The organism is Nocardia sp. NPDC046763, from assembly GCF_040645495.1.
In the GTDB taxonomy this organism is placed as follows: domain Bacteria; phylum Actinomycetota; class Actinomycetes; order Mycobacteriales; family Mycobacteriaceae; genus Nocardia.
Genome location: NZ_JBEYYI010000046.1, coordinates 23265 through 37228 on the forward strand (window position 1 = coordinate 23265; position 13964 = coordinate 37228).

A 13964-nucleotide genomic window follows, 5' to 3' on the forward strand; every position below is an offset into this window, starting at 1 on the left:
GCCTCTCCGTTCGAAGATGTGATGACCGCACGAAGTCTCCTCGGCGGCGGCATCGACGGATGCGCTCCACGACGCCATACCTTTTCTACCCGGTCGGCCTCCGCCGCACCGAGGGACCCCGGCCACGCACCCGGACTCAGCCCGCCAGGCGGCCGGTGACAGGCGGGATCGCGGTCGCCTCGGATTCGCTGCGGGACGTCCAGCCGAGCCGCTCGCCCAGAACCCGCGCACAGCAGCGGATGGAGCGCACGGCCTCGGTCTCACCGTTCGCGCGCCACAGCAGCGACCACGGATAGTAGGCGGGCTCGGCGATCGCGATCCAGCGCAGGCCCGGCAGCGGGGCACAGGACCGCGGCACGCACACCAGCGCATGACCGTCGCGGACCAGCCGGCCCGCGCCCAACACACTGTGCACCGTGCCGGGGTAGGGCTTGGCCGCGAATCCCGCTGTGCGGCACAGCTCCCTGATGTACTCGTTGTATTCCGGCGCGCGGGATTCGTCGGCGAACACCAGGGTCTCCCCCGCCAGTTCGGCGAGCGGCACCGCTTGCCGGTGCGCCCAGGCATGCTCCGCGGCGACCAGCACACCCAGCCGATCCAATCGGATGACCTCCGACGCCACCCCGGCCGGCAGCTGTGTCGCGCGCCCGATGCCGATATCGAGCCGCCCCTGGGCCAGCAACCGGCACTGCTCGGGCACCCCGGCCTCGACCTGATGCACCTCGACCAGGTTCGGGTGATGATGCCGGACCGCGGCCAGCACCACCGGCATGGTGTCGAAACTGGCGTCCCCCTGCGCAACCCGCAGGACGGCGTCGGTCCCCGTCATGGTGCGCGCCGCGGCCGCGGCCCGGTCGACGTGGCTGAGGATCAGCCGGGCCTCGCCCAGCAGCAGCGCGCCCGCGGCGGTGAGGCGCACGTAGTGGGTGCTGCGTTCCACCAGCGGGACCCGTAGTTCGCGTTCCAGCCGCTGAATCTGCTGACTCAACGCCGACTGGACGATGTGTTCGCGCGCCGCGGCGCGCCCGAAGTGCAGTTCTTCCGACAGCGTCACGAAGTAACGCAGTTGCCGCAACTCCACGACCGACCCCCCTCGCGCCGTTCGACACCGGTGGCCGATGACCGGTTGCCGTCGGCAGTTTCTCTTTCTCGTGCATATCTAATATCGCGCGAACGGCCGTCCGGGTAACGAGTGGTGGGCTACCCGAATTTCGGGGGCATACCCCGATCAGTTCGAGTGGCGATGCTTTCGGAGCCGGGGCACTGCAGTTCGACGCCATGAAGCAGCAACTGACCGCCGGAAAACCGGTGGTCGCTGCCGCGTGCGCACCGATACAGTGCCGGAATGACACGTTTGAATCAGATTGTCGCCGTTGAGAAAGGGATCAAGTCCCGGACCTTCTCCGACCTCACCGAGGCCCATCACAAACTGGCCAAGAACCCGCTGCTGAGCGGTATTTCGCGCACCTACCGCCCCAAGGACGAGGAGGGCGAGCAGCTGCCGCCCGAGTCGACGCGCGTCCAGGTGAGATCCGAGGAGGTCCTGCAGACCACGGCGGAGATCCTGACCAAACTGTTCGACGTGGTGGCCACCAAGGACTGGGCGAACTGCACCGCCACGGCCGATGTGGTGGTGGACGGCCGGACTCTGGTTCGAGGTGCGCCCATCACCTACCTGCTGTTCCTGGAGAAGCAGCTGGTGGACCTGCACACCTTCGTGCGCAAACTGCCGGTGCTGGATGCCGCGGAGTCGTGGGAATACGATCCCGCCGCGGACTGCTACGCCACCGAGCCGGTACAGACGGTGCGTACCAAGAAGATTCCGCGCAACCACGTGAAAGCCGAAGCGACGGAGAAGCATCCGGCGCAGGTCGAGGTGTATCACGAGGACGTGGTGGTCGGCTACTGGCGGACCATCAGGTTCTCGGGGGCGCTGCCCGCCAAGCGCGTCAACGAACTCACCGAGCGCGTCGAAAAGCTCCAGCACGCAGTCAAGTTCGCGCGTGAGGAGGCCAACAACGCCGAGATCACCCAGCGCAAACTGGGCGATGAGATCTTCGGATATTTGTTTGGCTGATTCCCGCGGCGCGGTCTACAGTCGGCAGTGCGCAAGGAGCGCAAGCTGAAACCGAAGTTCCCTGTGACGGGCACAGCGGCCCAGTGGAGGTTCGAGTCCTCCTCCCGCCATCCACGGCGGGATAGCCCAATTGGCAGAGGCACCGCGCCCTCAAACTCACACTATCGCTCCAGTTTCAGCATTCGCCGCCGAACGCCGAATCGAGGGAACGGATTGTCAGCGTGAAGGTTGCGGGTTCAACTCCCGCCGGCTCAGCCACCAATGGGCCGTAGCTCAATCGCAGAGCGTCACGTTAACTTCAGACTCAACCCGTTCTTAAACGTGTCGGCGTGCCGCAAATGGGCGGACACCGAGACCCCGGGGCAGGCTAGGCCCCGGGGTTTCCCGTCCCGTTACCCCCCGAGTGAGACCAGCGCGGGCGCAACCCATCTCGAGAGATAGCTGCGAATCTCCTTGCCCCGCCGCGGCGGTCGGCCCGGATCGATGATGAACGACTGCACGATCCGCAGCATGTGCTCGACGAGTTCATCGAGATCGGCGCCGGAGATTCCGGCCGCGGCCCAATCCACCGAGAAGCGCTCCAGTATCGAGCGCCCGAAAGACCGTGCGATATCGGAGGTTACGCCGACCGAGAAAGCGCCGGCCCGCCCCGAACGCAACAGCAGGCCGAGGTATTTCTCCTCCGGCAGCCGCTCGAGCGTATAGGCGATACCCTCGACCACGGCGGTCGCCGGATCGCGGATATCACCGAGCCGCTCCGCCAGCACATCCAGGAAATGTTCCGTCTGCGCCAGGGCGGTGGCCGTCAAAAGTGCTTCGGTGCTGGGGAAATAGCGATACACCGTCTGACGTGTGACACCGAGATCGCGGGCCACCTCGGCAATGCTGAACTCGGCACCGGAACGATCGATGGCCCGCCGCGCGGCGGCCACGATGCGCTCGACGGCCTCCGTGTCGTCGGCCGGCGCCGCCCCCGACCATCCATGCGTGCGCACCGGATCGCCATCCCTTCGCTCGCGATTGTCCCGGTCGAGATTACCGTCCGGCCTTGACCATACACATGGCCGTGACTGTATGGTCGGTGGACGCGAAAGGAAGCCCATGACCACCACCCCGCCCCGGCCCCCGCAGCTCGACTCCCCCGTCCTACCCAAGATCTTCAAGCGCGTCGGCAGGGCGCAGGTCTGGATCTACCGGCGCACCGGCGGCCGTATCGGCGGAAAGTGGCGCATCGGAGCCGGTTTCCGCAAACCGGTGCCGACCCTGCTGCTCGAACACCGCGGGCGCAAGACGGGCACCGTCTACACCGTCCCGCTGCTGTACATCACCGACGGGCCCGACACCATCGTGGTGGCCTCGCAGGGCGGGCTCCCCAAACACCCGCAGTGGTACCGCAATCTGTGCGCCGATCCGGCCACCCACATCCAGATCGGCGCCCACCGGTTCCCGGTGCACGCCGCCACCGCCGATCCGCAACAGCGCGCCCGGCTGTGGCCCCGGCTCGTCGAGGCGTACGCCGACTTCGACACCTATCAGGCCTGGACCGAACGGGAGATTCCGGTGGTGATCCTCCGGCCGGCCGGATAGTCGCCGCGCCGCCTCAGACGGGTATCGCGACCATCGCGACGATGTGGCCCGGATAGAGCGCGGTATTCAGCAGGCCGGCCTGCACCCGGAAATTCCGCAGCGCGCCGGTGCTCCGATCGCGCAGCCGCATAGTGCGCACGGGCGGCGCGAATCCCACGTCGCCTTCGGCCCAGAATCGCCGGAAATCCGGAAAGGCGCCGAGCTCCCGCATAATCCCGGCGAATCCGCCGGGATCCGCGGCCGACCCCACGGTCCCGCGCAGCCAGCCGACCGACTGCCGGACATCGGATTCCCAATCGGCCATCACCTCCCGGGCCACGGGATCGGCGAACATCCACCGATAGAGATTTCCGCCCTCACGCAATCCAGGAAACGCCTGCGCCCAATCTTCGTTCCCGGCCAGCACATTTCCGCGGGTGTCGTACAGCGCGGCCAGGTTCGGCCGATGCATCGCGAGCACCCGCAGGGCGTCGGCGTCGATCGACTTCCGTAACTCCGCGACCGTCGGATGGCCGCCGATCTCCAGTCCCGCCAGATCGTGCAGATAACGAAGCTCAGTGGCCGACAATGGATTCCACAACTCCAGGCACCGCACCAGCGCGTCGACCACCGCCCGGGTCGGCTTCGCTTTCCCGCCCTTCTCCAGCTGCGTGATATAGCTGGCGCTCACGCCGGCCGCGAATGCGAGGCGTTCCCGGGAAACGGCCCGATCGTCGCGCAACCGGCGCAGTAGTTCGCCGAACGAGGGAAGCGCGACCGCCTGCCTCTCGTCGATATTTCCTATACGGACCGTCATTGCCGCCCGGCTCCCTTTCCGCCGCCCGCCGTATCGTCGGCCAACCCTCCGAGATCGCGGCCGGGCAACTCCCAGAACGGAATGCTGCCACAATTTCCACCGTCGTGTCCTGCAACAACACCGGCAATCCGCTGATAGCAAGGTCGAATCGGCAAACCCGCGGCATTTCGAGACCGACGAGTCACAGCGACAGCATTCCGATACAAGTGACGCCGGTTTACGCAATTCGAGTAATTGTCGACATCGAACTCGATACGGCGCAATCGAATTCGGGCGGAACGACGTCGGACCGGGTTCCGCGACAGCAAGTCCGGGATATCCGATCTGTCCGGTTACCGGCGTTTCCCGCGCGATCAGCGGCAGGACCAACCGGTTCCTTTGGTAAGTTGCACCGAGCACGACCCTGCGGTGGAGAAATCGTCCGAACGATTCGAACAATGGGGTGTGGACCTTGTCCTTTCGAACACTGCGAACCTTCCGGGTGGCCGGCGGCGCCCTAGCGGCCGCCGTGGCGGCCACGGCCGGAATGCTCACGGCCACTGGCGCGCCCAGCGCGCAGGCCGCGCCCGACGACTGCCCGAGCTTCAATGTCATAGCCGTCCCCGGCACCTGGGAGACCTCCATCGAAGACCCGAAGCAGGGCATGCTCGCGCAGGTCACCCGCGGGCTGCCCGGCCGGGTGCGCACCGACTACATCAGCTATCCCGCCACCGCCTTCCCCTGGGACGGCGAGGTCTACGGGAGCTCCAAACGAGACGCCGTGAATGGCGCGCGGGCCCTGATCGCCGGAACGGCGGCGCGCTGCGCCGCAACGCGTTTCGCACTCATCGGCTACAGCCAGGGCGCCGATGCCGCAGGCGACCTGGCCGCGGAGATCGGCAGCGGGCTGGGGGTGGTCCCGCCCGATCGAGTGGCCGCGGTCGGGCTGATCTCCGACCCCCGCCGCTCCCCCACCGATGCGCTGATCGGCCCGCGGGTCCCCGGCACCGGCGCGGGCGGGGCTCGCGCGGGCGGCTTCGGCTGGCTCAGCCCGAAGGTCCGCACCTTCTGCGCCGAGGGCGACCTCTACTGCTCGGTCCCCAACGACGATCTGGCCGGGCGCTCGGCCGGTCTGCTCACCCAGCTGACATCGCAGGATCCACTCCAGATCCCGAGTTACACCCTGACCCTGCAATCCATTCTGAACGAGGCCGTCTGGCAGGGGGGCGCCGCCATCCTGGCCGCCCCGGCCGACAACCCCGCGAGCGAGCAATGGCTCCGCCAGGTCCAGGATTTCCTGGCTTCCGGCGTCCACCAGTCCTACCCGCACTACGTCGTCGACCCCGACGGCACCACCGCCACCACCTGGCTCCGCAACTGGCTCGCCGACACCGCCGACCAGAATCCCTGACGACACAACACCCACACGGGCCGCGTCACCCCGAACCTACCGGGGTGACGCGGCCCCCACCGACTGCCCGAGCGCGTCGGACAACCACTGCTGGGCGCCCCCTGTCGTCACGGTCCCCATAACCTCCTCGGTCAGCCACCAATACCGGCGGATCCCCGCATCGGAATCCCTTGCACCGAAGAGCAATCGCCTGCGGAACCGGACCGTATCGCGTTCCCCGCGCGCGGCGGCATGAGCATCGACGAACCGATCCAGCTCGGGACCGGGCCGCGGCGGCTGATCCGCCACCATCAAACGCCCAACGGATTCACAGGCATCCGCGACCCCCTCCAGCAGCACCCGCCGATGCCGAATGTCCCGCCACTCCGAGCGCCACACCTGCCGCGTAACCGCCACCCGCAGATCGGGATCCGCCACCGCACTCGCCAGCTCGGCGCAGGCCACGAGATGGCACGGCTCTCGGTCCACGGCCAGGTCCGGCACATTCATGGCGATGAACTCATCGAACGTCGCCATCGGCAGCGGCTCGAGAATCCCCCGCCAGAACCCCACCAGCGAATCGTGGGCCCGGTGCCGATCCCGCACCGCCGCAAGCGCTTCCAAGCGCCCCGCCCGCTCCCCGTCCGGCGCACCCTCGACAGCGACCAACGCGGCCCGCCGCCAGTTCAATTCCGCCAGTTCGGCATCCACTGCCCGCCGCTCGGCGGCAATCGCCTCCACCATGCTCCGCGCCCCGCCCAGCACCTCGGCAATCGCTCCCAGCCCGACCCCCAGCCCGCGCAACCGCCGCACCAGCACCAACCGCTCGACCGCGGTGCCGGCCTCGAACATCCGATGCCCACCCGGACTCCGCCGCGACTCCAGAACCCCTGCATCGCAGTAGAACCGGATGGTGCGCACCGGCACCCCGGCCAGCCGCGACAACTCCCCGATACCGATCAACGGGCCATCACGTGTGTCATAGGTCACGTTCTCTTGAACCTCCACCCGGGTGGAGTTCCTACGGTACTGGAACAGACGTCGGGAGAAGGAGCAGGCCATGACCACCATGACGACGGACCGGATCTGGCAGGCCGTTGCCACCGAGCGAACCACCCTCTGCGACCTACTGGCCACCCTCACCGAGGCCCAGTGGGATCACCGATCACTGTGCGAGAGCTGGCGAATCCGTCACGTGGTCGCCCACGTCATCCTCTCCGCCGACCCCAGCACCCCCACCCTCCTCCTCGAACTGCTTCGCGCCCGCGGCAATCTGCACGCCATGATCCGGGACACCGCCATTCGCCACGCCCGCCGATCGACCCCCGCCGAGCTACTCACCCAGCTCCGCGCCACCACCCACCTCCGCTCGACCGCCCCGGGCACCACGCCCGCGGACCGGCTGATGGATCTGCTCGTGCACGGCCAGGACATTGCCGTTCCGCTCGGCATTCCTCGCGAAATTCCCATCGCCGCAGCGCGGGTGGCCCTCGAGCGGATCCGGGCGGCCGGCACCTTCGGCATCCGCGACACCCTGGCCACCCATCGCCTGATCGCGACGGACGTCGCCTGGGACGCGGGCAGGGGACGGGTGGTCGAGGGTTCGATCGGGGCGTTGCTGCTGTTCGTCACCGGGCGGGAGATGGCGGGCGAACGATGAGTTCTCCGTTGGCGGGTCGTTGGTGGGGGGCGATGTCGGACAGGCTCTCCTTCGAGCACGACTGCGACTCGTAGCCCCACCTCCACAAATTTCCGGAACGAGTTCATTTCAAAACAGCCCGACCGGTCCCCGTCTCGGGGTACCTTCCTGCCCGTGTCCGTCAGCGGACCGGAAGGAATTGAAAGACAGTGATCATTGGGCAAATCGGGTCGACCGCGATCCTTGCGGCCGACTCGGCCGACTCCTCCGGCGTCTCCGCCGGCACCCTGCTGCTCCCGGCGGCCGGCGTGGTCCTGCTGGTGGTGGGCCTCGTCCTGCACAATCGGTCGAAGCGGCCAGCGACCGACGCGACCGCCTCGGCCGGGCTGCCCAAACACACCGGCACCGTCGTCGCCGTCGCGGGCGTGCTGATCCTGGCGCTCGGCATCCTCGCCACCGTCACCAAGGGCACCAGCACGACCGCCACCCACGATCCCGAACTCGCCGTGGGCAACTGTGTGACCGCCACCGACTACCGTGGCGCCCAGATCGGCAAGATCCACGCCACCCCGTGCGACGACCACACCGCCGTCTACGAGCTGGCCGCCTCGGTCACCAACGGCGCCACCTGCCCGGACGGCAAACTCCGCGACGCGGGCTACTTCGTGCTGACCGATGGCAACCACTCGCTGTGCTTCGCCCCCAATGTCAAGGTGGGCGACTGCTATTCGATGCAGGCCGACGTCAACCAGATCACCCCGGTCGACTGCGCCAGCAAGGCTGGGCCCGGCGTCACGGTCCAGATCGGCGGCCGCTTCGACGGCAGCACCGACCCCAATCAGTGCCCCATCCCCGCCGGGGCGACGGTCACGCCGCAACCCGCTCGCGTGGTGTGCTGGCAGCCGGTCAAATCGAGCTAGACCTACATGTGAACGGGGCCCGGCAGTGTGACCGCCGGGCCCCGTTCACATCGTCTACCGGGAATTACACGGCCGCGGCCACAGCCGGCACGCCGTCGGCGAGGTCCTGCTCTCCCAGCCGCGGGTACGTCGGGTACTCGATGCCCGAGATGTACTGCACCGTCCGCACGACCTGGCACGAATAGCCGAATTCGTTGTCGTACCAGAGGTAGAGGATCGCGGTGTCACCGTCCACGATGGCGGCATTGGCATCCACGATCGACGCCGCCCGCGAGCCGATGAAGTCACTCGACACCACATCGGTGGCCGCGGTGAAATCGAGATTGCGGCTCAGCGGACCCGACAGCGACACCTGCCGCAGGTACTCGAGCACCTCGGTCCTGCTGGTCTCCCGCTTCAGCTGCAGATTCAGGATCGCCACCGAAACATCCGGCGTAGGAACACGAATCGAGCTGCCGGTGATCTTGGCCTGGAAGTCCGGCATGGCCTTCTTCACCGCCGACTGCGCGCCGGTCTCGGTCAGCACCAGGTTGAACGGCGCGGACCGGCCCCGGCGATCTGATTTGTGGAAGTTGTCGAGCAGGTTCTGGTCATTGGTGAACGAGTGCACCGTCTCCACGTGCCCGCGGACGATGCCGAACTCGTCGTCCATCGCCTTCAGCGGCGGCACGATCGCGTTCGTGGTGCAGGAGGCGCACGAGAAGATCTGCTGCGACAGGTCCTGGTCGCGGTGATTGACACCGTGCACGATGTTCGGCACATCGCCCTTGCCGGGCGCGGTCAGCACGACCTTCGCGATGCCGGGACGCAGGTGCTGCTCGAGGCCCGCGCGGTCACGCCACTTGCCGGTGTTGTCGATCAGGATCGCGTCGTTGATCCCGTACTCGGTGTAGTCGATCTGCGCCGGGGAGTCGCTGTAGATGAACCGGATCACGTTGCCGTTGGCGATGATCGTGTTGTTCTCGGCATCGACCTTGATGGTGCCGTTGAACTGCCCGTGCACCGAATCCCGCCGCAGCAGCGACGCGCGCTTGACCAGGTCTTCCTCGCCACCCTTGCGCACCACCACGGCCCGCAGGTTCAGCCCGTTTCCGGAGCCGACCTTCTCGATGAGCAACCGGGACACCAGGCGGCCGATCCGGCCGAAGCCGTACAGCACCACGTCCCGAGGGCCCTGCGCCTCGGCCTTGTTCCCGTCGAGCACCTCCGCCAGCACCGTCGCCGTGAACTCGGAAATCGACAGCCCGCGGTCGTCAATGCGGTAGGCGTGGACCAGGCGGCCGAGGTCGATCTTGCTCGGTCCCAGATCCAGCTCGCTGAGCACCTCGAGGAAGGGCAGCGTCTCGTCGATCGACAGTTCCTCGCCCTCGATCTGCCGCGCGAACCGGTGCGTCCGCAGGATGCTGATCACCGATTTGTTCACCAGCGACCGGCTGTGCAGGAGGATCGTCACCCCCTTGTCGCGATACAGCCTGCCGATAATCGGAATCATCGCCTCCGCGGCAGCCTCGTGAGCGTTCCAGCGGTCAAGATGGTCGGTAGTCAACACAAGTCCTCGGGGTTGCCTCGATGCGTACGTGCACCGATGCTATCCAGCCCCGCGGTATCACAAACCGCGGCTACCCGCATGTGAGATCCAGGTCGCGCCGGGGGCCCGCCGGGTTTGTCCCACCAGAACCGAACCGGAGGCGGTCGCCGCGCGAACGCCGCGACGACGACCGCCCGATTCGCCGCTGCGCCGGGCGCCTCAGAGCTGTGCGGAGAGGCTGCTGAGCACCCCGCCCGCGTAGCCGCCGCCGAAGGCGCTGCCGAGCGCCGCCGCCGCACTACCGACATCGACCGACCCGGCTCCGACGGCATTGCCCAGATCGGCGGCCGAGCCCGGCGTGATGTCGACATCCGTCAGCGGAAGCCCGTCCGCCGCGGCCGTGCCGATGCCCGCTCCGAACAGAGCGCAGGCCACCGCGCTCACAAGAATGGTTCGTTTCATAAGCTGTTCCTCTTATCCATGTGCCGAAGCAGGTGCAGTCTTCCCCTGCTCCGCGCGCCAGAGCATATGAAATATCAGCAATTCAGATGAGCGTTTTGGACCGTTTGGTATGCCGACCTCGCCGGACGCCCGATCGGCCCGCGCGGATAACCCTGATTTGCGAATAGATCGCCGAGACGCGCGCTCCGCGATTCCGGGTCGTGAACACCGTGGTTCCGGCGGCACGCCCCTGACGCGGAGTCGTTGCGCTCGCCGAATACCCATAGCCGCCAGCACCTTTTGGGAAGCCGATCACATTCGTGTTGTGCCCCGCGAGCCGCCGACGATGGTGGTGTGACAGCAGACGCTTGGAAAGGCGGATAGACATGGCAGGTCGGCATCGCGCGGTGACCAAACCCAGCAGATTGCTGCGCGGACTCCCGGTAGCCGTGGTCATCCCCGCCGCGGTCGGCGTCGCCGGTGTGGGCTCGGCCGCGGCCGAGCCCGCCGTTCCACGGGTCACCGAGCCCACCGCGATGGTGAACACTGCTGCGGACGCCGCAACCGACAGCCCGGTCGCCGAGCCGATCGTGCTCGCCGCGGCCACCCGGCCGTCCACGCCGGTCGGCTTCGTCCCCGACGCCGCCGCCTCCGCCCCGGTCGATCCCCTCGAACCCGTTGCGGCCCAGCCCATTCCGTCCGCCACCCCGATCGCCACCGCGGCTCCGATCGCGAGCCCCATCGAGAACGGCACCTACATCGGTCAGACGGCGGGCCAGATTCTCGGTGGCATCTCCGGCGCGATCCTCGGCGGCACCGCGGGCAGCGCCCTCGCCACCGCCCTCACCGTAGGCGCGGCCCTGCCCATCGGTGCGATCGGCGGCGGCATCGTCGGCGGTGTGGCGGGCACCTACATTGGCTACTACGCGGGCTCTTTCATCGGATCCTGGGTGGCCGAGCAGGCCCCGCAGCTGATCCCGAACGTCCTCCCCTGACCCGGTTCACCGCCGCCTCCACCACTGTCACCGCTCCATCATGGACCGCCGGTCGAGGATCCGGTCGAGTTTCTCCTCGATCCTGGCCAGGCGGTCATCGGGAGTGGTGCCGCTCGGCCGGACCAGTAGGTCGATGGCCTGCTGGGCCGCGGTCCTGGCCACAGAAGTGCTGAACCGCAATAAGTCTCGTCACAGAAGGCGGTGTTATCCTCACCGCCTCGCTCACCGGCCACCGCATCCCGCCCAAACCCGACGTCCGAACATACCGCTTCCCGCGCTGATCCAGCTGGCCACGCTCCGAAGATCAACGGGCTGAGATCATCTCACCCTTGCGGGTGCTGTTGCCGGCGCTGCTCGCCCACGCCGGTCAACGAATCCTCTACATCACCGGAACCAGGTCAACCGCGCCGCGGCAGCATCAGCGCGGGTACGACCGCGACAGCACCGATCGCGAGTGCCCACCAGTACGTTTGGGTGAACGCGTGGGTCAAGGCCCGGGTGACTTCATCGGTTCGGAGCGTTCTGGTGAACGCGTCGACATTGCGGGTCCGATGTTCGATGTTGCGTTGAATCAGCGCCGCGACGCCGAACGAGCTGGCTGCGCGGAGGCCGACGTTGGTAGCGGTTGTGGCCGAAGGGATTTCGGAGTGTCGCAAGGTCTGGTAGCTGGTGCCCATCGCCGCGGACATGATCATGCCGTACCCGAGGCCGATCACGAACAGCATTGCCACGACCAGGCTGTCTATGAACATCATCGTCGGCGATGCCGACTCAGAGTTCGGGCACGATCATGGCCGCGAAGGGCACGGTAGCGGCGAGCCGCTCGTCCAACAGGTCCTGGTAGTCAGCCGAGTCGTAGACCGCACGCGCCTGCTCGATGTCGCGGAAACGGAGCACGACGGTGTGGGTGCCGCCCGCGGACCCGCCTCCCTCGCCCAGATGAACTGTCCTATCGGTGCTGGCCAGGAGCTCACCCCTGCCAGGCCCCAGCAGCACCGGCGCCGCAGCCTCACGATAGATATCCAAACGCCGCGAATCGGTCACGTCGTAATTCAGAATCAGCAAGGCGGTCATGGCTTCCCGCCTTCAGTTACCAACGCCGCGGACCAGGAGCACGGGGCCGTGCGACCCGGCCTTCCTATCTACGGCGATGTCCCGGTAGTCCGAGGAATCGGCCCAGAGACGGAAGGCCGCTGTGTCAGGGAACTCCAGCAGAACCACCTTGTCGTGGCCCCATTCCCCCTCCTCGATGTGAGGGTGTTCGTCGGCAGCGAGCAACCGGCCGTCGAATCGGCGCAGTACGTCCATGAACCGGGCCTGATAGCGCCCGTAGGACTCCCGGTCCGTGATTGTGAGCTGAGCCAGGGCGTACACCGCCATCGGATACTCCTTCTGCCCGAGGTGATCAGGCGCTTGATCGGCGAGCCGGGTGGCGTTCGAACCGCCGGTCCGTTCGTGCTCGCCTCCTCATCCTGTCCGTGCCACCGGGCGGTCGCTGGCGGATATAGGCCACAACGCTCGAGTGTTGCCGACGTCCGGCGCGGCCGCCCTTCTCACCGGGAAGCGGATGTGGCGGATCGGAACCAGGCCGTTCGATCCCGGCCGACGCCTCCCCGGCACGATGCGGAGAGCAGAACGCTAGGTCGGTTTCCCGCCGGTGCTACGAAGTCCGTGCCGCCATCCTCGGAGGGAAGGTCTTCCGAGACAAGACATCCGGAGAGGAATAGGTGTGGCGGACATTGCGGTGGTGACGGGCTCGACTCGTGGCATTGGGTTCGAGACGGCGCTGAAATTGGGATTGTCGGGGTACACGGTCGTGGTGACGGGCCGATCGGGCGAGGCAGCGGCGGCCGCGGCACGGCGGTTGGGTGAGCGGGGTGTCGACGCGCAGGGGCAGGAGCTCGATGTCGCCTCGTTCGAATCGGTACAGCGCCTGGCCGACATCATTGCGCGGGACCATGGGCGGTTGGATGTGCTGGTGAACAATGCGGGCATCGCTGCCGAATGGGGTGCGCCGAGTCGCAGCCAGTATGCGCACCCGGAGTCGGTGAGGCGGACGCTGGAGACCAATGTGATCGGGGTGTTTCATACGGTGGAGGCATTGCTGCCGTTGCTTCGGCGCAGTGACTCGGGCCGGATCGTCAATGTGTCGTCGTTCGTGGGATCGCTGACCCTCCAGGCGCAAGCCGATCCGGCCGATATGGTGGTGCCCGCCTATCAAGCCTCCAAGGCGGCACTCAACAGCCTGACCATCACGTTGTCGAAGGTTCTCGCGGACACGAACATCAGGGTGTTCTCCGTCGATCCGGGATTCGTGCAGACCGACTTCTCACCCATCAACCGCGCGCAGGCGCCGCTCACCGCCGCGCAAGGCGCCGAGCCCGTGGTCGAGGCCGCGATGCTGAAGGTCGATGCCACTTCTGGCTCGTTCATCGGCCGCGACGGCGTAGTGCCCTGGTAGCGGCCACTGAACCGATCAGAGTGCACACAGTGTGCGGCTACGTGCGGTAGCTCCTTAGACGATGTCTCACATGGAGGTAATTCGTTTCGCTCACGTTGAAATCGGTTGTGTTGCATGATGTTAGGTCGTGGTGGATGCGTTGTCGCAGCGT

General features: G+C 67.1%; 17 protein-coding genes. 7 read left to right on the plus strand and 10 right to left on the minus strand.

The window, feature by feature from the left end; all coding sequences use genetic code 11:
• Positions 1–136 precede the first annotated feature (136 nt).
• The gene (locus ABZ909_RS41260) at positions 137–1081 is read right to left on the minus strand and encodes a LysR substrate-binding domain-containing protein (protein ID WP_357011438.1); all 945 of its coding nucleotides are present in this window, start codon (positions 1079–1081) and stop codon (positions 137–139) included.
• Positions 1082–1345: 264 nt separating this feature from the next.
• Between ABZ909_RS41260 and ABZ909_RS41265 the strand changes: the two genes are divergently transcribed.
• Complete coding sequence (locus tag ABZ909_RS41265; protein WP_357011440.1) at positions 1346–2077, plus strand: hypothetical protein; 732 nt, start codon at positions 1346–1348, stop codon at positions 2075–2077.
• Positions 2078–2469: 392 nt separating this feature from the next.
• Here ABZ909_RS41265 and ABZ909_RS41270 read toward each other — a convergent pair whose 3' ends face one another.
• A complete protein-coding gene (locus ABZ909_RS41270; RefSeq protein WP_357011478.1) occupies positions 2470–3072 on the minus strand; it encodes a TetR/AcrR family transcriptional regulator in 603 nt (200 codons plus the stop codon).
• 106 nt (positions 3073–3178) lie between these two features.
• Here ABZ909_RS41270 and ABZ909_RS41275 point away from each other — a divergent pair, with 106 nt between their 5' ends.
• On the plus strand, positions 3179–3664 hold the full coding sequence (locus ABZ909_RS41275) for a nitroreductase family deazaflavin-dependent oxidoreductase (protein ID WP_357011442.1): 486 nt from the start codon (positions 3179–3181) through the stop codon (positions 3662–3664).
• Between the two features lie 13 nt (positions 3665–3677).
• Here the strand turns inward: ABZ909_RS41275 and ABZ909_RS41280 are convergent, their stop codons facing one another.
• Positions 3678–4460: a helix-turn-helix transcriptional regulator gene (locus tag ABZ909_RS41280; RefSeq protein ID WP_357011444.1), complete on the minus strand. Its 783-nt coding sequence runs from the start codon at positions 4458–4460 to the stop codon at positions 3678–3680.
• 451 nt (positions 4461–4911) lie between these two features.
• On the opposite strand from ABZ909_RS41280, the gene ABZ909_RS41285 reads away from it, so the two are divergent.
• Positions 4912–5850 carry a cutinase family protein gene (locus ABZ909_RS41285; RefSeq protein WP_357011446.1) on the plus strand — a complete coding sequence of 313 codons (939 nt, stop codon included), beginning with the start codon at positions 4912–4914 and terminating at the stop codon, positions 5848–5850.
• A 36-nt stretch (positions 5851–5886) separates the two neighbouring features.
• Here the strand turns inward: ABZ909_RS41285 and ABZ909_RS41290 are convergent, their stop codons facing one another.
• Positions 5887–6819 carry a MerR family transcriptional regulator gene (locus ABZ909_RS41290; RefSeq protein ID WP_357011448.1) on the minus strand — a complete coding sequence of 311 codons (933 nt, stop codon included), beginning with the start codon at positions 6817–6819 and terminating at the stop codon, positions 5887–5889.
• Positions 6820–6889: 70 nt separating this feature from the next.
• Here ABZ909_RS41290 and ABZ909_RS41295 point away from each other — a divergent pair, with 70 nt between their 5' ends.
• Positions 6890–7489: a maleylpyruvate isomerase family mycothiol-dependent enzyme gene (locus tag ABZ909_RS41295; protein WP_357011450.1), complete on the plus strand. Its 600-nt coding sequence runs from the start codon at positions 6890–6892 to the stop codon at positions 7487–7489.
• A 188-nt stretch (positions 7490–7677) separates the two neighbouring features.
• A complete protein-coding gene (locus ABZ909_RS41300; protein ID WP_357011452.1) occupies positions 7678–8388 on the plus strand; it encodes a hypothetical protein in 711 nt (236 codons plus the stop codon).
• 64 nt (positions 8389–8452) lie between these two features.
• Here ABZ909_RS41300 and ABZ909_RS41305 read toward each other — a convergent pair whose 3' ends face one another.
• Positions 8453–9934 (minus strand): glyceraldehyde-3-phosphate dehydrogenase, encoded by a 1482-nt coding sequence (locus ABZ909_RS41305; protein ID WP_357011454.1) that lies wholly within the window; start codon positions 9932–9934, stop codon positions 8453–8455.
• Positions 9935–10135: 201 nt separating this feature from the next.
• The gene (locus ABZ909_RS41310) at positions 10136–10378 is read right to left on the minus strand and encodes a hypothetical protein (RefSeq protein ID WP_357011456.1); all 243 of its coding nucleotides are present in this window, start codon (positions 10376–10378) and stop codon (positions 10136–10138) included.
• A gap of 365 nt (positions 10379–10743) precedes the next feature.
• On the opposite strand from ABZ909_RS41310, the gene ABZ909_RS41315 reads away from it, so the two are divergent.
• On the plus strand, positions 10744–11352 hold the full coding sequence (locus tag ABZ909_RS41315) for a hypothetical protein (RefSeq protein ID WP_357011458.1): 609 nt from the start codon (positions 10744–10746) through the stop codon (positions 11350–11352).
• A gap of 27 nt (positions 11353–11379) precedes the next feature.
• On the opposite strand, the gene ABZ909_RS41320 is transcribed toward ABZ909_RS41315, so the two are convergent.
• From ABZ909_RS41320 to ABZ909_RS41335, 4 genes are all read right to left on the minus strand, one after another.
• Positions 11380–11514 carry a hypothetical protein gene (locus ABZ909_RS41320; protein WP_357011460.1) on the minus strand — a complete coding sequence of 45 codons (135 nt, stop codon included), beginning with the start codon at positions 11512–11514 and terminating at the stop codon, positions 11380–11382.
• A 236-nt stretch (positions 11515–11750) separates the two neighbouring features.
• Complete coding sequence (locus ABZ909_RS41325) at positions 11751–12083, minus strand: hypothetical protein (RefSeq protein WP_357011462.1); 333 nt, start codon at positions 12081–12083, stop codon at positions 11751–11753.
• A gap of 40 nt (positions 12084–12123) precedes the next feature.
• Positions 12124–12426, minus strand: a complete 303-nt coding sequence (locus ABZ909_RS41330) for a DUF1330 domain-containing protein (RefSeq protein WP_357011464.1) — start codon at positions 12424–12426, stop codon at positions 12124–12126.
• A 12-nt stretch (positions 12427–12438) separates the two neighbouring features.
• Positions 12439–12732 carry a DUF1330 domain-containing protein gene (locus ABZ909_RS41335; RefSeq protein ID WP_357011466.1) on the minus strand — a complete coding sequence of 98 codons (294 nt, stop codon included), beginning with the start codon at positions 12730–12732 and terminating at the stop codon, positions 12439–12441.
• Positions 12733–13081: 349 nt separating this feature from the next.
• Between ABZ909_RS41335 and ABZ909_RS41340 the strand changes: the two genes are divergently transcribed.
• Entirely contained in the window at positions 13082–13813 is a 732-nt protein-coding gene (locus ABZ909_RS41340; protein ID WP_357011468.1) for an SDR family NAD(P)-dependent oxidoreductase, read from the plus strand.
• Positions 13814–13964: the final 151 nt, after the last annotated feature.